Origin of the sequence: Novipirellula methanifontis (genome assembly GCF_052161655.1) — a bacterium.
Classification (GTDB): Bacteria; Planctomycetota; Planctomycetia; order Pirellulales; family Pirellulaceae; genus Novipirellula.
On record NZ_CP197418.1, the window covers coordinates 4,066,295 to 4,087,734 of the forward strand.

The following is a 21,440-nucleotide window of genomic DNA, read 5'->3' on the forward strand; positions in this document are numbered from 1 at the left end:
TAACCTACCAAGTGACTCCTGCCTACCTGCTTAACAACAGGAAACTTGGTCGTAGGACGCATCTCAATTACCAATGCGGCGGCCGTTGTTTTTTATCAATCAATTTCGGCGTGAAGGAACAACTCCGCCAACGCTCGATCGCGAGTGTCCAAGTCCGACTGGCTGGCAGTTGAATCCGTTTTGGTGATTTGATCCAGTACACTCGCGGTCACGTTCGACGGTGCGGCTTGATTCGCGACATCGACTCGCAATTTTAGTTGTGAATCGTTCAGAACCAAGTCAGCTTGTCGCTGCTCGTTTCGATCGTCCGCCGTCATGCTCGTCTTAGCTGCGATTAACATGGGAATCTCGGCTTCGGGTTGTGGCGACGGCAAACGCTGTGTTGGTACGAGGGGAGACGGTCTATTGATGTCGAGGAAGTTGATGACGTCGAGGGCGTCCGTTGCGGATGCGACGTATTGTCCGTCATTATTGAGCAATCCATTGACGTCGTAGTACCGATTCGCCAGCGTAGTGGCGGTAGTCGGCGTATTAAGTACAACGGCACTCTGTTGGAATCGATCGAGCAGATTGATGATCAGCAATGCGTCAAACGCCGTCGTCGCACCACTGTGATCAACGTCGGTCGCTGCGAATGGATTCTGCCACGGTTTGGTGTTGACCGTTTCCACGGTGGCTTCGCCGTTTACCAGTACATGCCGCTGACCGCCGTCGACAAAGATCGGCGGCATCACTTGCCAGTCCTCACCGGCATAGTTCACCGTGTCATCTTCGTCGTGAACGACGAGCAAAATATTGTCGTCATCCGTGGCACTGATGACACTCGGTCCATCGATTGTCAATTCATTGGGGCTCGCGCCGATCACGTTAATTCTTTCTAGATTCAGTGGTTTGTTTTGACTGGGATCGGTGAGGTCCAAATGGTGACCGCTTCCGGCGAGTACGAGAGCGTCATCGCCCTCACCGCCATCTAATGTGGGCAGCTGATCGATAGGCAAGTCGAATGTAAAAACGTCCGCTCCTCCACCGAGTTGGACTTGCGTCGTTCCACTGGCTTGTTGGAAATCGATTACTTCGCTGTGGTCACTGTCGATACGCAGCACGCTGTCATCGGGATCATCCCCAGTGTCGAAGACGACATTGTCGTCGGTGTTGGCAAACACGAACTCGCGATCAACCACGTCAAGCGTGTCTTCGATCGGTTCCAAGTCGATCGCCTTGAAATCGAAGTCGATGTCGCCCGCATTGCGATCGGTCGAAAACGAGGTGACCAAAGTGGATTGCAGTTTGACTTTCAGATATTGCAGCGGGGGATCGCTGGCGGATCGAGTCGCTAGTTTCACTGCGTCGTTTCCGCCGAGTCCCCCATCAAAAACAAACGGTCCCACGGGCGGGTTGACGAAGCCACGAAAGATCAATAAATCGTCGCTGTCGGGCGAACCGTTCAGCCGGATCGTGGATGGAGGATCGGTGGCGGAGCGGAAGAAAACAACGTTGCCGTCTTGGTTACGCACGGTCACTCCGTTATTGTCCACGTCCACCTCGTGTTGTGGACTTCGTGACTGCAGGTTAACGACGGCTGCAATCGGTCGGTCGGCCACCACGACAGCGGATCCCAAAAAGCCGGGACCAAGCTCAATGGTATTGATGGAGCTCAGATCATTGCCGTCAAAGACTTTTACTTCCACCGGATCGGCTAGGCCTGGACTGGTCACGATGTCGGCGATGCCATCGCCGTTGACGTCGCCCGCAGCGACACGCACGCCGCCCGCGAAGTCGGTTTGGTAGGCAAAGAAATTTGCGAGCAGCGTCGGGTCGGGAACTTGAATTCCGGCACCAAATGTGGGCAATAATGCCGCATCGATAACTTTGACGTGGCCGCCGTTATCCGAGCCGGCCTGGTCCGCACCGACCACGATGTCATCGATGCCGTCGTTGTTCAAGTCGCCTGCGCCGACAAAAACACCTCCTGTAAATACAGGGTCAAAGGCAAAGAAGTCGCTCAGAATATGATCGGGTGTGAGAGTACCGGTTTGAGGCAGCAGGCTCGCAGTGTGCCCATCAAACACTCGCATGTGAGGTCCGCCACCGGGACCCGCACCGACAATGATGTCGTCTTGAGCGTCGCCGTTGACGTCGCCTGTGGCGACTCGAACTCCACCCGTAAAGGAATCGGAAAACGCGAAAAAACTCGCCAGTTCTGCTCCCGTGCTGCCACTGAAGACTTTGACATGCGGCCCTCCGCCGGCGCCTGCTCCGGTGATGATGTCGGCGAAGCCGTCACCGGAAACATCGCCCGTTGCCACGAAGACGCCACCCGTGAACTGTGGATCGTAGGCAAAGAAACTATGCAGTGTTGCTCCCGTCAAACCATCAAAGACTTTGACATGCGGCCCGCCGCCAGGACCGGCACCGGTGATAATGTCCGGCGTGCCATCGCCATTCACATCACCGCTGGCCACCCGTACTCCACCGGCGAACGTTGGCAAATAAGGAAAGAAGCTGAACGTTCCGGTTCCATCGGGTTCAAAGACTTGGACGACCGGTGGAGCACCGCTTTCAGATCCAACCACGATCGATCCAAAATGGATGGAAGGTTGCGAGAAAACATTGAAATCGACCACGTCGCTAACCAGATTGCCCGCCGTATCGGTGACACGGGCTTCGATATGATGTTCGCCGGGAACATTGGGCGCAACAAATTCGAACACAAATGGATCGAAGACTTCCAATTCCACAGATTGCGAATCGACAAACAATTCCACCGATTGAATTCCGACATCATCCTCTGCGTCAATCGTGACGCGAACTGGCGTACCCTCAATAATGCCTTGTCCATCGATTGGTTGAGTAATGTGCACCGTGGGCGGTTGATCCTCGATTAAGTTGATCGTGATCGGTTCCGAATCGGTTTGGTTGCCTGAGATGTCAATGGCTCGGGCAGTCAGCTGAACATTTGGCGAATCCAAGGGTAACGTGAAATCGAAATCAAACGGAAACGTGTCGTCGGTCTGGACGAAATCGCCGTCCACACGCAATTCGACCGCTTTGATTTTGATGTCGTCGTTCGCATTGACCAGGATCGGAATGGTGCTGCCCTCGATAAACGTTACACCCGAAAAGGGTGATGTGATCTCGATTGTCGGTGGCGAATCGTCCTCGATCACGTCGCTGCTCAATCCGATCGTGTATTCAAAACGAGAGTCGTCAAAATCGTTCGTTTGGAATGTCAATTGACCCTCGAATGTTCCCAGAGCGGTTGCGGTGAAGTCCACTTCCACTTGCGTTTTGCTACCTGGCGGTAGCACGCTGGCACCTGCGTCGACGATCGAATATCCGTCGCCACTGATCTGCAGATTACGCAAATCCAAGTCCGCGATGCCTGAGTTTTGGATCGTGATGCGGTCCTGGAGCGTCGCGTCTGCAGTATCCAAATCGATTGCGGTTTGGCCCAGATTCCATGTGCCGCCGTTGGGAATTTCGTCGCCCAAAGCATCAAAAACCGTTATCTTCGCCGCAGGTTCAATGCGGATCGCATCGGCCAACAACAATCCGGCATCGCCCGTCAGTTCGGTGCGAATACCGACGCCGCCGATCACATCGATCACGCCGAGTCGATGCCAATTGATACCCGCTTCGCTGAAGTCGCGTGGCGGTAGGAACTGATTGACATCGGTGGTGAACGATTCATCACCGCTGGTCACTGTGAATGTCACTTCGGTGGTCGCTATGTTTGCTAGAGCGGGCCAAGTCGCCGAAACCAGATAGCGACCATCGGGCAGCGTTTCACTGCATTCGCCCAAAGTGCAATCCCATACACCGCCCGACGTGTCGGTGAGTGCTTGCGTGGTATGCAAGTCACCAAAGGCACCAAATCCAACGATTTGATCACCCGCCGACGAAAATTCAGCGTCACCGTTATCGATGATCCGCGTCGACGAAACCGGTTCGATACGAACCGCATCGGCAATTACAAACGAATTAGGATCGTCGTCGCCCAAGTCAGCATCCGCATCAAATAATTCAACCGTAAGCATATTGCCGTTTATGGGGACAACTGCAAGGTTTTGGAAAAAGATGCCTTCGGAATTAAACTCGATAGGCGCGATCTCTTGATTGACACGAACATCGGCCAGGATCGGACCGTTGGAGTCACCTTCATGCACGACAAATCGCGCGTTCTCACTGCGATCGGGGGCGCTGGTCCAAGTCGCGGAAACCGCGAAGGCACCTGGTGGGATGTCGTTGAATGTCCAAGTTGCCACGTTGCCTGCGTTGGCCGCACTGAATTCGATGTCCCCGTTGAATCCTTGCAGGAATTGAGGGTCGAATTGTCTTGTGAAACCATCGGCCAGATAACCTGGGTCGCCATCGTCGATCGTATTGGGAGCTGCGTTAATAACACGAATCTGCTCGAAACGTTGATACGAAACATCCGCCAACCCTATGCCAGGAAACGAAAACTTGGTCCCATCGTTGACGACAATTGCTCCTCCTGCGTCCAAGATCAAGCGGTCGATTCCACCTCCACCATTCAGCGTGCGTGGTACGGTAAGCGGTTTGACATGGACAGTGGAATCGTCGTCAAAGGGAGTGCCGACGAAATTTTCCCACTGGCCAATCAAGCGAATTGTGTTGCCTGCGGAATCCACGGTCTGCACCGCGGTCGAATCGAGGTTGATTGTGATCGGAAGCGAGGCGAGAGAAAAGTCGAGCGTGTCATCGCCACCGGTATCGATAAAGACGTCGGCGCTGCCAGGTGTCGAAAACACGACGTCATCGCCAAGCCCGGCTTCGACCGTGTCATCCCCGGGACCATCAAAAATAATATCGGGTCCGGGGCCGCCGATCAGCGTATCGGGACCGTCGCCCCCATCGAGCGTGTCGGCACCCTCACCACCGTCTAGCCGGTCACGCCCTGGGCCACCGAACAGCATGTCGTCGCCGCCTTCGCTGCGAAGATTGTCGCCGCCCTCTCCGCCAAAGATCACTTCTTTTAAGTCGCTGCCGATCACAGTGTCGTTACCACCGTGCGTGCGAAGATGAACTTCCAATCCCTCTTCGAGGTCGTACGTTACGGTGCGTGGAATCCCTAGGCCAGTGATTCCGTAGGTAAGTCGGACGCTGTCACCAACGACCTCGACGGTGAACGTTTCGTCTCGAGCGATGCCATGTGCAAACACAGGCGTTCCCGGCAATTGGTAGCTTCCACGCAGTGGCCGCGTGTTGTCTTCGTTCAGCGGATCGCCATCAAACTCGGGCACGACGTCCAAGTGATCCGCAACGGTCAAGATGAAATAGTCCTCCATCGGATCCGCTTCGCCGTCGATTCCTGGAAACGGCACACTGTCCGCGTCCACGCCGATGGTGGTAAAAACGAGCCGATTTCCATCGACCATAAGATCGTCGGGATCGGTGATTGCCATAACGCCTAGCAACTCGTCGCTTGCGTCAAGTCGGTCGTCTAGCGATCGGTAATAACCTAGTTCAAACTCCGAGGCATCTTCATTCACGACCCGGAATGACTGAAAGAAATCAGTGAATCCAGTTGCGAAATTGCGCCCCATCAAGATGTCCGTATCTGGCGTTCCAGCAAACAAGTCGACTTCGCCGAATGGGACAGGCGAGCCGCTCGGTGGATCGGTCACCGTCGGATCCAAGTCGCTCGCGTCTCTGTCGCTTTGGAAGGCGACGCGAGATCCATCTCGGCTTGCGGCCAGAAATCGCGTTCCCGGAATACCGCTGGGACCCACTCCGGCTCCGCTGGTCGTCTTGCTGATCATTGATGTAACGCCGGTCCACAGATCACGCACATAAACGTGTCCTCCGGGAAATAGGGTTCCGCCGGGAATCAAGTCTCGTGCCGTGCTGACGAATGTTACATAGCGACCATTGCTACTAATCGAGGGTCCCGTCGACCCCGCCGTTCCGATACCAACATCGGTATGAACGCCGACGGCGGTGCCGGCCGCATTCACGCTGACTAGGATCATTTCCGTTGCAGCGGGCTCATCAAAAATCCCATCGACGTCGGAATCACGATCAAGCACAAAGATGTCCGAAAATGCATCACCATCGGTGACACCCAATGACGGATCAAGAAGATCCCCGGCAAGGCTCCGAAAGGCGAGGAAGCGACCATCATCACTCATCACTGGCCCCGCACTCACATCGCTGTCGAGCAGCGGAGAAGGAGGGGTGGGGCCGTCTGCGGCGACCGTGTCAGCGACCTCGCGACTGCGGCTAACCAACGTAGTGATGCCTGTTTTTAGATCGCGAACGAACAAATCTTCGGCAGAATTCTCATCGCTAACTCCATCAACCAAATCGGTCGCACGACTGAAGAAAGCGACGTGTCGACCGTTGCGACTGAGCAGTGGTTCTCGTGAGTTATCGTTTCCGGAGTTCTTTCCAGCACTGTTGATCGAAACCAACTCGACCGGTGAATTGCCGCCGCCCACGAAGACATCGAAGCCGCCTGTGTCGTCGACGCTGCCCGTCGCGGCACTGACGAGTCCGTTGTTGGACGTTACGAATGCAACCAAGCCACCGCTGAGGTTGGTTGAAAAATCAAACGTTGTGCCGCTGTTAAATCCCGTACCTGATCCTGTGCCATCGACGTTGATCCGAGTCACCGGGCCGCCATCGACACTGGCCCTATATAAATCGCCACCAAAACCATTGGTGTCGATGATTGCGGGGGCGTCGACCAACATGTCGACCGCAAAGCTGGTGAAGATCACAAATTTTCCGTCGCCACTGATCACCGGACGGTTCGAAGGACCCACCACCACGCCCGCCGCCGTTAAGTCCGTGCCGATGCTCAACAGCGTCGTTGAGGTCTCACCTGCACCACTCTCGTCAAAGATTCCGTCCTCATCGGCGTCCCGATCGCGAACATACACGTTGGGGACCACATCGATGACGGTACCTTTGACAAGGTCGGTCGAGTTGCTGACGAAAGCGACATAGCGTCCATCATCACTGATCGCGGGATCGAACGATCCCGATGGGCTGCAACCGACACTCGCTTCGCAAATGCTGCTGCCTGTGCCCTCCGCGTTAACACTGATCAGTGTCGTCGTCCCTAGCAACAGATCACGCAGGAAAACATCTTGGCGATCGTTGGTGTCGGTAGCGACCAAGTCCGATGCATAGCTTTGGAATGCAATGAAGCGGCCATTGGCATTGATCACCGGGTTACTTGAATAGTCATTCGCTGCGACCGGTGAACTAGGCGGAGGCGTGACGCTAACCAAATCGACCGCCAGTAGACGCCGGTCTTCGAGTTGTTCAAGACAAGGCAGGAATCGCCGTTGCAAATCACGGCGAAGCTTACACGCTCGCGACTGCCTATAGTTTCGGTTGGAATGGACACGTGAGCGGTCGAGTTGCGTGGTCATGATCAGTGCTCCCCAAGGCATCAGCATGCGAGAGGACTGCCGAGTCATGGAAGCCGAAGACGCGATGCCGATTTTGTTTCGGAACCTCGCGCGATGGTGAATCAAATCTCACCGCGTGGAATCAGTTACAGTTGATTTCAATAGTGTCCTTGCTAAAGATTGTTCTTCGTTAAATTGCGGGAAGCCTGATGGTTGTTGCCTGGCCCCCCGGGCGGTCTCGCTGTGTTCATTCTCGGACCTGCAGGTCCGAAATGCAACGAAGAACTTGTTTTTCGGTGTGGGAAAGAAATTGATTGATGCCGCAAAATCGGTGTTTGTCGAGGCACAGAAATTGCCTGAACGATGGATCCACGTGGCTAGCAAGCTGATTTCAGTAGCATTGGCATCCCAAGCTCAAGATGGCGAACGGTTCATTGCAAGCTAGGCGGCCAGGAACGGCGATTATCGGAATCGAATCATCTGTGCACTACCAGGCTTGCCGGGGGGTGTGTGCATGGTCTAAATTAAGGTGGTCGCGATTCCTGTCTGCGAAGTGTGAATTTTCGATACAAAGTTAACCGCTGCTATAAACCCACCCCGATCGTTGGGTTCACAACATTTAGCAGATTGGATAGAAGAACATAGTTCAAGGTAAGCACTGGGGGCTCATTCGGTATAGCGGTATGCATGTAGGGCAACCGGTACACCGCGATCTGTATCACGAATTGTTTGAATTGCTTGCCTCTTGATTTGCTTATCACCTTATCTCAGAGCAATAAAATGCGTGGAACGAAATTGGGCCAGTCGCGTTTTACCAAAAACAAGAGTCGTCACTTCAATCGTGTGGGCCGAACGCGAAGATTGTTGTTGGAAAATCTTGAGGATCGTCGCTTGCTTGCGGGCGGATCGGTCCCTTCAGGGCTCATTGCACACTGGTCGCTTAACGAGATTTCAACAAATGGTCTGACCGCGAGCGATGTCTCCGGCAACGGTCATGACGCGTTCATTTTGAGTCAACCAGGATTGACAGCAGGAATCTCTCAGGAAGCGTTTCTATTTGATGGCCAAGATGACTATCTCGATGCGGGAACCAACGTCGCGATCATTGGGAAGGATGGATTCACAGTTGCGGCATGGGTGAAGACAACTGCGAGTTCAGAGCAGACAATTGTTCAACAGCGTAGTCCACGCGGATACAATGGTGAGTATGTATTCCAGACGACTGCATCTGGGCAAGTTCGGTTTTGGATGTTTGGCGACTATCAATTTGGTGCCGATGCCACTTCATCCACAGCGATCAACGATGGGCAGTGGCACCATGTTACAGCCGTACGCGAGCAAGACGGTACAGCGAAGGTCTATGTTGATGGAGAACTAAAGGGGCTGCATGCACGACCTCCCCGCACGATGTCCTCGCTTGATGTAATCGTAGGCGCGGACTCTCGAAATCGTGGTAACTATTTCGATGGCAGTTTAGATGAAGTGCAAATCTATAATCGGGCTTTGACGGACGAAGAAATCTCAACGGTCATACAAAGCCAGCAAACTTTCTCACTGGTTGCCAACGATGACGCTTACTCAACTAACGCAAATACAGCGTTGAGTATTTCCGCAGCGGGTGTTCTTTCGAATGATGTTGGCGATGGATTGGTGGTTGAACAGGCAGATGAGTTCAGCACGTTGGGGGCGAGTGTGCAGGTACTCGGTGATGGAAGTTTCGTCTATTCCGCAGATTCAATAGGTGTCATTGAATCGCTCGCACAAGGACAAACAACGAATGATTCGTTCGAGTATACGATCACGGGCACTAGCTTAGCGAATGTAGGTGATACAACCGCGACGGTCACGGTTACGGTGTCTGGCGTGAATGATTTGCCCATCGCAATCGAGGATGAGGCATCGACTCGTGCTGACAAATCAGTGACTCTGCGTCCGTTAACGAACGACTCCGACATCGATAACGGTGACGTTCTTACGATCACCGCTGTGAATGTATCGGGGATATTGGGTACCGTAAATATTCAGAATGGGACCACGCTGAGGTACAGTCCTGAAGGATGGTTTGATCATCTTGAACCAGAGCAAATCGCCACGGAAACTTTTTTCTATACCGTCACCGATACCCACGGTGCGACTGCAACGGCTTCGGTCACGGTTACGATCCACGGCACTCCGCCGGGACCTGTGGTGGACGACACCTATGAAGCCGATGCCAATCGCGTGCTGTCAGTCCCCGCCGCGGGTGTGTTGACAAACGATAATCCACAAGCGTTGGTAGCGCAACAGGATTTCGAAACAATCGAATTGGGTGGTTTCTACGTCGCAGTGGACGGGTCGGTCAATGGAGATGGCAGTAAAGAGAATCCGTGGAGTTTGGCGGAGGTCTTTGCAAATCCACCGAGTGAAATTGGGCCAGGGGACACGGTTTGGATTCGCGGCGGTGTTTATTACGGTGAGTTCCATAGCTATCTATCAGGAACTGCGGAGAATCCAATCACGGTCCGCGCTTATCCCGGCGAGCATGTGGAAATGGATTTGTACGACGCCTCGCTTGCCGAGCAGCCACTCGATCCTTCCTTTTTCGTATTTGGCAATTTTGTCACCTATCAGGGGTTCGAGATTTTTTCGAGTAACCCCGGCCCCCGAACCACAGTTCACTCAGGCCCCTTCCAGCCTGACATTCATCGCGGTGGCGTGGCGGTTCGAGGCGACTACAACAAATTCGTTAACCTCGTTGTTCATGATTTGAACGCCGGGATTGGACATTGGGGCAATGGTGGCGAAGTCTATGGAACCATTGGATACAACAATGGTTGGGACGCTCCGGATCGCCAACATGGTCATGGTCTGTATGTCCAAAATGAAAGCGGTAACAAGACCATTTCCGACAACATTTTGTTCAACCAATTCGGCGCTGGTATTCATGCTTATGGTAGCGAGAACGCTCACTTGAATAACTTAAACCTGCAAGGCAATGTTGCGTTTAATAACGGAGCTGCCGCGGGGCCTGGTTACGACACCGAACGTGACATTCTGATTGGTGGCGGAGTCGCGGTTCAGAATGCAACGCTGCACGAAAATTATACGTTTCAAAACCGACTCGATGGTGTCGTGGATATTGGTTACGTGTGGGGGCCCGAAAACGAAGACATTCAAGTCACCGATAATTATTTCGCTTCGAAATTTCGGATCCTGCAGGGATGGGATGATGTCGTCTTTGCTCGCAATACAATCATCAGTAACCAGAGCCCGGTATACGTTGACCCGCCAGACGACGGAATTTTGCATGATTATATTTGGGACAACAATCGTTATGTCGCATCGCCGTCGACAGTCTTTGGACTTGAAACTTCGGAATTGAGTTTAGATCAATGGAAGGCCGCGACAGGTTGGGATACCCAGAGTGTACTGCAGACGGTTGCACCGACACCCGAAGTCTTTGTCCGACCCAATGCGTATGAAAATGGTCGTGGAAACGTGATTATTTACAATTGGGATGAAAAGCCGACCGTGGAGGTCGATCTTTCAGCGGTTCTTGAGGTTGGCGATATCTACTACCTCAACAGCGTGATGGACTTGTACGGCGAACCAGTACTGCAGGGAGTCTATGATGGGAATCCGATTCAAGTCCCGATGGTTGCAAGAGACGCCCCTCAACCGCTGGGTGATTATTCTCGCACCGCCGTCGGAACTGATGCTCGATTTGGTGTCTTTGTCGTAACCAGTAATGCACAGTACGAGGTCGGTGATCTGTCGGTGACGACACAGTCAACGACGAGTTTGCTTGGAGTTCAGGTTAGCATGGGGCCAGACGGTAGCTTCAGCTACGACCCGACGTCTCTTGAACTTTCCGGACCGCTTGCAGAGGGTGAGGTCATTCAAGACCGCTTTGTTTACCGTGCGAGCGACGGTGTGATTAGTGATTCCGCAGTGGTGAATATCCAATTGCGTGGAAGCAATGATGCACCCACGGCGAACGATTTGACGGTGATCACGACTGAAGATGGATCGCTCCAAATATCAAAAATAGTCGCGGGCGATATTGATCATGACGATGACGCATCCACGTTGGATTTTTCGTGGCTGACCACTCCATCGCGTGGCAACTTCGTTCATCTCGGTTCAGGCGAGTTTAGCTTTGATCCTGCTGGGCAATTTTCCGACCTTTCGCTAGGACAATCCGCGGTTGAGACTGCAACGGTGCGGGTCACCGATTCCCATGGGGTTTGGGTTGATGCGACAGTAACAATCACCGTTCATGGCGTTAATAGCACGCCGGTAGTCGTCGATGATTCATACGTTGCCAACAGCGATAGCGTCTTGAACGTTGTTTCGCCAGGCTTGCTGGAAAATGATTTTGATTCGGATGTAAACCAAACCATTGCGGTGATCTCCAGCAGTTCGTCAATCAGCACTCTCGGCGCTCCGGTATCCATCGGTGCCGATGGCGGGTTTAGCTACGACCCGAGAAGTACGCAGATATTCCGCGAACTAGCTTTCGATGAAATTGCAGTGGACCAGTTTAGCTATAGTGTGACCGACGGAATCTCCAATAGTTCTGGGGTCGTAACCATTCGCGTCACGGGGCAAAACGACGCTCCGGATGCAGACGATTATGTTCTTCTGCTTTCTGAGGATGATGCCGCTGTAACAGGTCGCGTTGTCGCGGATGATGTTGATCACGACGATAACGCTGATTCGCTGACTTATGAGTGGTTGTCGGTCCCAATTCGCGGTCAGTTCAATGACCTGGGTAGCGGTTCGTTTCAGTTTGATCCCGCAGGCGAGTTCTCCGAACTGGCCGGGGGTGATCAGGCATCCGAGGTGCTGAGCTACCGCGTGACGGATTCACATGGCGCAACCACGCAGGCAAACTTGACGATCACCGTCACCGGTAAGAACTCGTTGCCGATTGCGGAGGATGATTCCTATGCTGGTGACAGTGATTCCGTTCTGACAGTCTCTGCACCAGGATTGCTGGAGAACGATCGCGACGTCGACCTTGCTAATGTAATATCGATCGTCAATGTTGGAAGCCAGACAAGCAGTCTCGGTGCGACGGTTTCAATCGCTGCGGATGGTAGTTTTTACTACGATCCAACCGCAGTCGCGTCGCTACAAAACCTTTCGTCGGGCGAGTTTCTCGATGACCAGTTTAGCTACAGCGTGACGGATGGAATTGGTAATGCTGCGGGGCAGGTGACCGTACGTGTTGCCGGTGTAAACGATGCTCCAACGGCTTCCGATTATCAGCTTTCGCTTTTTGAGGATGATGCGTCTGTGACAGGACGTGTTGTCGCGGATGATGTTGATAACGACGATAACGCTGATTCACTGATTTATGAGTGGTTGTCGGTCCCGACTCGCGGTCAGTTTGATGACCTGGGTAACGGTTCGTTTCAGTTTGATCCCGCAAGCGAGTTCTCCGAACTAGCAGAGGGTGAACAGACATCCGAGGTGCTGAGCTACCGTGTGACCGATTCGCACGGCGCGACCACGCAGGCGAACTTGACGATCACCGTCACCGGAAAAAACTCGTTGCCGATTGCGGAAGATGATTCCTATGCTGGTGACAGCGATTCCGTTTTGACAATTTCTGCACCAGGCGTGCTTGGGAACGATCGCGACGTCGACCTTACCGATGTAATGTCCGTCGTGAACGTTGGAAGCCAGACGAGCAGTCTTGGTGCGACGGTTTCAATCGCTGCGGATGGTAGTTTTTCCTACGATCCAACCGCAGTCGCATCGCTACAAAATCTTTCATCGGGCGAGTTTCTCGATGACCAATTTAGCTACAGCGTGACGGACGGAATTGGTAATGCTGCGGGACAGGTGACCATCCGCATTGCCGGTGTGAACGATGCTCCTACGGCAGCCGATTATCAGCTTTCGCTGTTCGAGGATGCTGCTGCCGTGACAGACCGTGTTGTCGCGGATGATCTTGATCACGACGATAACGCTGATTCGCTGGTTTATGAGTGGTTGTCAGTCCCGACTCGCGGTCAGTTTGATGACCTGGGTAGCGGTTCATTTCAGTTTGATCCCGCAGGCGGTTTTTCTGAACTAGCAGAGGGTGAACAGGCATCCGAGGTGCTGAGCTACCGTGTGACGGATTCGCACGGCGCGAGCACTGAGGCAAACTTGACGATCACCGTCACCGGTAAAAATTCATTGCCAATTGCGGAGGATGATTCCTATGCTGGCGACAGTGATTCGGTTCTGACAATCAGTGCACCAGGACTACTGGGGAACGATCGCGACGTCGACCTCACCGATGTAATGTCGATCGTCAATGTTGGAAGCCAGACAAGCAGTCTTGGTGCGGCGGTATCGATCGCTGCGGATGGTAGTTTTTCCTACGATCCAACCGCAGTCGCATCGCTACAAAATCTTTCATCGGGCGAGTTTCTCGATGACCAATTTGCCTACAGCGTGACGGACGGAATCGGCAATGCTGCGGGACAGGTGACCATCCGCATTGCCGGTGTGAACGATGCTCCAACGGCAGCTGATTATCAGCTTTCGCTTTTGGAGGATGATGCGTCTGTGACAGGACGTGTTGTCGCGGATGATATTGATAACGACGATAACGCTGATTCGCTAGTTTATGAGTGGTTATCAGTCCCGACTCGCGGACAGTTTAGTGACCTGGGTAGCGGCTCGTTCCAGTTTGATCCCGCAGGCGAGTTTTCCGAATTAGCAGCGGGTGAACAGACATTCGAGGTACTTAGCTACCGTGTGACGGATTCGCACGGCGCGAGCACTGAGGCAAACTTGACGATCACCGTCACCGGTAAGAACTCCTTGCCGATTGTGGAGGATGATTCCTATGCTGGTGACAGCGATTCCGTTCTGAGAATCACTGCACCAGGCGTGCTTGGGAACGATCGCGACGTCGACCTCACCGATGTAATTTCCGTCGTCAATGTTGGAAGCCAGACGAGCAGTCTCGGTGCGGCAGTTTCGATCGCTGCGGATGGCAGTTTTTCCTACGATCCAACCGCCGTCGCATCGCTACAGAATCTTTCACTGGGCGAGTTTCGCGATGACCAATTTGCCTACAGCGTGACGGATGGAATTGGTAATGCTGCGGGACAGGTAACCGTACGTGTTGCCGGTGTAAACGATGCCCCAACGGCTTCCGATTATCAGCTTTCGCTTTTTGAGGATGATGCGGCCGTGACAGGACGTGTTGTCGCTGATGATATTGATAACGACGATAACGCTGATTCACTAGTTTATGAGTGGTTGTCGGTTCCGACTCGCGGACAGTTTAGTGACCTGGGTAGCGGTTCGTTCCAGTTTGATCCCGCAGGCGAGTACTCGGAAATGTCAGCGGGTGATCAGGCGACCGAGGTACTGAGTTACCGTGTGACAGATTCGCACGGCGCAACCACACAGGCAAATTTGACGATTACAGTCGCCGGTAAGAACTCGTTGCCGGTTGCGGAGGATGATTCCTATGCTGGCGACAGTGATTCCGTTCTGACAATCGCTGCACCAGGATTGTTGGAGAACGATCTCGACGTCGACCTTGCCGATGGTTTGTCCGTTGTGAATGTCGGGACGCAGACTAGTACACTCGGTGCCACGGTTGTGATCGCGGCCGATGGTAGTTTTACCTACGATTCCGCTGAATCCGATGCGATTCAGGATTTGACGATCGGTGAATTTTTGGATGACACCATTACTTATCAAGTTCGCGATAACGTCGGAGCGATCGCAGAAGCAACGATACATGTTCGTGTGCTGAAGGTTGAGCCATCGGCTCGCGAGTTTGTTGGAGCTGGCAACTACGTATTGTCCGTCGATCCTGTGTCGAGCGAACGTGTGTTGTTCCGTAATGGTCAGGCTATCACGCGAGAGCCAATTCTTGTTGACCGTGGGATCAACGTGACCGGCGCTGCTGGAACTGGAGATTCATTGAGCATCGACTTTACAAACGGCGATCCAGTTCCCAAGGGGGGAGTGAAGTTTAACGGGATGGATGCAGGCGGCCTGGACCAGTTGAGGATTGACGGAGGTGCATTGGATGCGATGGCGATTCATTATGATACAGGGAAGATTGAGATTACCCGAAACAACGTTTCGATTGCACCTGTTTCCTTTTTAGGGATTGAAAGTTTAAGTTCGACGAGTTCATTAAACGACGCCACAGTGAAGCTTTCAAATGGCAATGACGTCGCAACGTTGAAAAGTGTTTCTGGTAATGCATTGCAGATCCAAGCACCCACTCTTCCTGAAATCACTGTGCTGACACCGACCCGTTTATTTCAGATTGATGGACAGGGGGGGAACGATACGATCGAAGTCATTGGTTCGTCTTTGCAAACATACGGCGCCGATTTGTTGCTCAATTCGGAACAAGTCGTCTTGCGAACTCAAGTCAATCTTGCCGGCGGCAATTTTGCATCTTCAGGAGTCGGTTTCGTGACAACGACCAACGGTGCGATCCGCACGGATGGAGGCAACATCTCATTGATCCACGAGGGGGATGTTCAGATCAATGCAAGTATGGTGACGAACGGGGGGCGATTTAGTTCGCTCGGGAATGGGACCTTTGCAATGAACCACTATCTCGCAAGTATCTTGACTCAGAATGGCTCTGTAGGAGGCGATGTTCTCATTGATCACCGTCGCGATGTGACGCTGTATACGGTTACTACGTCCGGCGGAGCTGTGGAGTTTGTTAGCGATTCTAATGTCTGGCTTCGTGGGCAAATTGATATGCGTGGTGGCGGTCAGGGGGACTTTCAATCAACGGGGATTAATTTTAGATCGGAGTCCGCCGCTTTGATTTACAGTGGCGCCGGCGACGTGTCCCTGCATCATTCAGGGGCTGTGGTCATTGGTAACCAACTCAATACCCTCGGGGGAAGCTTTACGATTGATGGTGGTGCGACGGTTGAAACAACCAACCTTGGATCGATCTCGACTCAAGGCGGCGACGTTTCGTTCAATGGTGTTTCCAGTGTTGTGCTGGGTAACAGTATTTCGACAAGCGGAGGCGATTTTAGTTCGCTAAATTCCAGTGGCTCTTTCTCGGTGACCCGCTACACCTCGCAAATTGTTACTTCAGGCGGGAGCGTCCTCATTGATCACGCACAGGCAATCGACGTCCACAACATCGTGACCTCTGGCGCGGCGGTTCGCTTGGTCGCCGGAGGCAATGTGCGATTGCGAGGTCGAGTGGACACCCGTGGTGGTGCTGGCGGAACCGTCTCGACCGAAGCCGTAAATTTAGTCACCGACAATCATTATGGATTGATCTACACCGGCGGAGGCGACGTTACGCTGGTGCACAGTGGAACAGTCGACATTGGCGAAGCAATCGATACCGGAGGGGGCGTGTTTGCGGTGAGTGGATCGCGTATGACCTCGCTAGATAGTGGCGCGACGATCAACACGCGTGGGGGCGATGCCCAATTTGATTTGAAAAATAGTGTCGATTTGAAAGGTAAGTTGGACACGTCCGGTGGGGCGCTTCAAATCACTGTTTACCTAGGATTTAACACTGCGTCACCGTTGTTCCGAGTCGATACGCCGATCGATTTTTATGCGGGCTCGCGGATCACGATCGATGCGGGTGGGAATTCGCTTGCTGATTCCATTGGGACCGATTTGCGACTCGATCAAATTGTCAAAGCAAGACGGATCAATCAATTGGCTCTCGATGTAAATCTTGTTAATAGGGCGCTCAGTGATGTTGATTTTGTTGCCAGTCTACAGAGAAATGGTACCGACGCACTTGATCTATTGATTAACGATCCTGCCATCTCGTGAGTGTTGTTTTTGAGCATCGTTGCAAAGGACTTTGCTGCTGACGCCCGAAACACAATCTTTCCACACGCTGGCAAACTTGGTCTTGTTTGAGACGCATAGCTGCCGGCAACATGCTCTAATCAGTGTCCCTAGTACCCGTGATTTTAGCATCCACGCAAATCCGCTACGCTGATGGGTGGCATTATCACGTCCATGTTAGCGCGGGTGCGTGGGTTATATTAACGAGAGAGTTGACTTTGCTTCGATCTTTACTGGTTTGCATCGCTACCACCATTGGATGTGGTTTCATTGGCCTTGTCGCAAATGCGGCTGAGAAGCCGCTGAATGTTTTGTTTATTGCGATTGATGATTTGCGGCCGGAACTTGGTTGCTACGGTGTTGCGGATGCCCAATCGCCATGCTTGGATGAATTTGCTGCCACAGCGGTGCGGTTCAATAACCACTTTGTCCAAGTGCCGACTTGTGGCGCGTCGCGGTATTCGATGTTGACGGGGCGAAGTCCTCTTCGTTCCGGAGTCACGTCAAACAATGCTGCTCTGTATCAAGGGCCGGCAAAGTTAAGCGACGTCGCACAGGCGGGCGCCCAATCGATGCCCGAGTTGTTTCGCCGCAGTGGTTACCAAACCGTTTGCATCGGCAAGATATCTCATACTGCCGATGGCCGTGTGTACGAATACAACGGCAAAGGGGATGGGCGTGATGAAGTGCCGTTGGCTTGGGATACACTGGCGACGCCGTTGGGGGCATGGCAGCGAGGTTGGGGTGTGTTCTTTGCCTATCCCAACGGTGCCCATCGCGAAGACGGGCATGGGCATCAAAATTTAATGGATTTCACAGTCGCTAACGATACTGATCTTCCTGATGGATTGATGGCCCAGTCGGCAATCGATTTTCTTAAGGATCAAAGTGACACCGACGCTCCTTTTTTTCTAGGGCTTGGTTTCTTCAAGCCACACCTGCCGTTTGTTGCACCGAAACAAGATTGGGACGCGTTCGAGAACAGCGAAATCAAAATTGCCGAAGACCAGCAAAAGCCCGACACGGCGTATTGGCATCGCAGTGGTGAGTTTTACAAGTACGACGCGCCGTTTGAAAAAGACCATCCGTTGTCGACGACCGCTCAGCGCGATGCGCGGCGAGGCTACCTGGCGTGTGTGCGTTACACGGATCGACAAGTGGGCAAGGTGCTCGATACGCTGCGTGAAACCGGGTTGGCCGACAATACGGTGGTCGTTGTTTGGGGTGACCACGGTTGGCATTTGGGTGACCAGCAGATCTGGGGCAAACATTCGCCGCTGGAACGGGCGCTACGCAGTGTGTTGATGATCCGTGTTCCCGGCGTCTCGAAATCCGGCTTGGTTTCGGACGCGCTGGTCGAGACGCTCGATGTGTATCCAACGCTAATCGATGTTTGCAATCCGAGCTTCCAGCAAACGCATCTGCCGCTGGATGGGAAAAGCTTGACTCCGATCATCCAAGGCGACGCCGACTCGGTACGTGATGCATCGCTCAGTTTTTGGAACAAAGCGATCTCGGTACGGACGTTGGATCATCGTTTGATTGCCAAAAACGTGGGGGGCGAATATCAATCCATCGAGCTGTATCCAGCCAATCGCGACGTGTTGGGGTCTAATTTGGCAGACGATCAGCCAGGCAAAGTCAAGGAAATGTTAGAAATGTTTGAACGTCAATCCAAAAAGAATTGACGACAACGCAACGTAAGCCTTCTGGGACCAGTCGGATGGAAGCGGCATCGATTGTCCGCTAAGATTGATGCGTTGGTGTCCCACGGATCGACGCGCAGTGCGTTTGCGCCGCAGGGGAGCGGCGGAGATCTGTTGTTTTCAGTTATTGTCTAATCAAGATCGTTTCAATCGTAGAAGGATGTCATGACGCGAGAAGCCTATCATACCTCTCGTCGTCTACGGGAAAACATCGAACAGGTCGTGTTCGGCAAATCCGAAGTGGTCCAAATGTTGGTCGTCGCATTGTTGGCCGGCGAACACATTCTGCTGGAGGACGTCCCGGGGGTCGGCAAAACCTTGGCGGCAAAAGCACTGGCACATTCGATCGACGGCAAGTTTAATCGGCTGCAATTCACCCCGGATCTGTTGCCCAGCGACATCACCGGCAGCATGGTTTATCGCACGGATAAGCGGGAATTTGAATTCCATCCGGGGCCGATTTTCGCCAATGTCGTTTTGGCCGACGAAATCAATCGTGCTCCGCCGCGAACCCAATCGGCGCTGCTAGAAGCGATGAGCGAAGGAAGTGTGTCGATTGATGGAGTGACGCACCCGTTGCCGCAACCGTTCATTGTCGTTGCCACGCAAAATCCGTTCGAATTCGAAGGCACTTACGCACTTCCGGAAAGCCAGCTCGATCGTTTTCTTTTGCGAACCTCGATTGGTTATGCCGATCGTCGCTGGGAACGCGAAGTTCTGGTTACCCATCGCAGCGGGGAACCGGTAAACCAACTTCAGTCCGTTGCAACGCTGCAGGCGATTCGTGATGCCCAAGCCGAAGTTCGCGATGTGGTGTTTGAAGAATCACTCGTCAATTACTTGTTGGACATCGTCGAAGCCACGCGATCGCATGCTGATTTCGAGTACGGCGTCAGCACACGCGGGGCCCTGAGTTTCTATCGTGGATGTCAAGCTCGAGCGCTGTCCGAATCGCGAGACTTTGTCACGCCCGATGACATCAAGGCGCTCGCGGTGGCGACATTGTCGCACCGGGTTGTTCACGACAGCGTGTTTCAAGGCCCGAGTCGACATTTGGTTGAGAAGCAAATTGCAACCATTTTGGAACAGGTCGAAGTGCCTGTATAATGTCCCCTTGGTTCGCTCGAGCACTTTTTTGAAGTTGTTCAATTTCAAATCGTGCCGGATGCCAAAGCTGCAATTTGCTCGGTGATAAAGGTGGCGTTCGCAATATTTGCGGATAGGCCGTGAAAGACGACACCGGAAATCCGCTCGTGCCTTAGTCGGTCTTTTTTGATGCAACTACGCAACGAATCGCTGAATTCACCGTTCTACCAACGCAAGGTTTGGCCCACGCGTCTGGGCATTCATTTCTTGTTTGTCAGCACGTTTGCCATGCTCGGTGGAGCGCTCCGCGGATTCAATTTGTTGCTCGTTGTCGCGGGGATCTTGGTCGGAGCGTTGATGATTCAGTGGCGCTGGTCCCGCGGTGCCGTGATGGCGTTATCGTTGCGGCGGCGATTGCCGTCGGAGGCGTATGTCGGAAAGGCGTTTTCGTTGGATTTCGAAGTCACCAACCACAGCCGCTGGATGATTTTGTGGTTGCTGCGTGTCGACGATCGAGTCGAGTCGCAAGCGTCGCTCTCGACCGGCAAAGCGAGTAGCAATTTGTCGAGTGCTACGATCCATCAAATCGGTCCGAGCCAAGTCGCTGCTAAAACCACGTATATAGTCCCTCAGAATCGCGGAACGTTGACTTTCGGGCCGCTGCGTGTGCTCACTTCTTTTCCGCTCGATTTGTTGACCGCTCGCGTTATTAATAAGCAGTCGGAAACGTTGGAGGTGTACCCTAAGTTGTTGACACTGAAGCGGGGGTGGCAGCGTTTTATTACGGGGCGAAATGATGGTGTCTCGGGGTCGACGGATCGGACCGGGCCCAATGAAGGCGAGTTTTATGGATTGCGACCTTATCGCGACGGAGACACGGTCCGAAAAATTCATTGGCGAACATCGGCGAGATTGGATCAGCCCGTGGTGGCGCAATACGAACAATCGCGACGCTACGAAATGTGTGTCATTGTTGACGCATTTCTCGAGTCGCCAACGTCGCCCAATGGGCGGGTTGAAATGGCAATCAGTGCGGCCGCGACGATTGCATTGCGATTGGCAGGAGGGGCGTCCAGCCGTATTGTGGTAGCAGCCGCTGGACAGCAGCCGATGGCGACATTGGCCAGTGGGTCGACGGATACAAAACGAAATGTGCTGTCGCTGTTATCGCGAGTCCAAGTGACTCACTCGCCCGATTTATTGGGCGCATTCGAGCAGGCCTCAGGGCTTGGCGGGCGATTCCAAGATTTTTTGGTGCTAAGTCCTCGCTCGATGCAACAGGTGATCCAAGCAGGAGATCCCGAGCTGCGCAGCCGTTTGGATCATTGGCTGCGTCGGAGCGGATTGCGGTGGATTGATCTCTCCGCCGCAGGGGGAAGCGATTGGTTCGAAGTGGCGGAGTAAGCATTTAGAATTTGTTTAGAGCAGCGACGACTCTGAATCAAATCCGCCGGCTGATAACCAA

The 21,440-nt window shown here is 53.3% G+C and carries 5 protein-coding genes; 4 read left to right on the forward strand and 1 reads right to left on the reverse strand.

The genetic code is table 11. The annotated features are described in order from the left end of the window. Positions 1 to 95 precede the first annotated feature (95 nt). Positions 96 to 7,403, reverse strand: coding sequence for an Ig-like domain-containing protein (locus SH528x_RS14250; RefSeq protein WP_442511182.1), 7,308 nt, complete (start codon positions 7,401 to 7,403; stop codon positions 96 to 98). A 759-nt stretch (positions 7,404 to 8,162) separates the two neighbouring features. On the opposite strand from SH528x_RS14250, the gene SH528x_RS14255 reads away from it, so the two are divergent. The 4 genes from SH528x_RS14255 (at position 8,163) to SH528x_RS14270 (ending at position 21,379) form a co-directional block, all read left to right on the forward strand. Then, entirely contained in the window at positions 8,163 to 17,165 is a 9,003-nt protein-coding gene (locus SH528x_RS14255) for an Ig-like domain-containing protein (protein ID WP_442511183.1), read from the forward strand. A gap of 236 nt (positions 17,166 to 17,401) precedes the next feature. Beyond that, on the forward strand, positions 17,402 to 18,871 hold the full coding sequence (locus SH528x_RS14260) for a sulfatase (protein ID WP_442511184.1): 1,470 nt from the start codon (positions 17,402 to 17,404) through the stop codon (positions 18,869 to 18,871). Positions 18,872 to 19,099: 228 nt separating this feature from the next. Next, positions 19,100 to 19,996 carry an AAA family ATPase gene (locus SH528x_RS14265; protein WP_442512131.1) on the forward strand — a complete coding sequence of 299 codons (897 nt, stop codon included), beginning with the start codon at positions 19,100 to 19,102 and terminating at the stop codon, positions 19,994 to 19,996. Positions 19,997 to 20,164: 168 nt separating this feature from the next. Then, on the forward strand, positions 20,165 to 21,379 hold the full coding sequence (locus SH528x_RS14270) for a DUF58 domain-containing protein (protein WP_442511185.1): 1,215 nt from the start codon (positions 20,165 to 20,167) through the stop codon (positions 21,377 to 21,379). Positions 21,380 to 21,440: the final 61 nt, after the last annotated feature.

Bases quoted from the DNA above. Each gene is read 5' to 3' on its own strand.
- SH528x_RS14255 (WP_442511183.1), top strand. From the start codon at position 8,163: ATGCGTGGAACGAAATTGGGCCAGTCGCGTTTTACCAAAAACAAGAGT.
- SH528x_RS14250 (WP_442511182.1), bottom strand. From the start codon at position 7,403: ATGACCACGCAACTCGACCGCTCACGTGTCCATTCCAACCGAAACTAT.
- SH528x_RS14270 (WP_442511185.1), top strand. From the start codon at position 20,165: ATGCAACTACGCAACGAATCGCTGAATTCACCGTTCTACCAACGCAAG.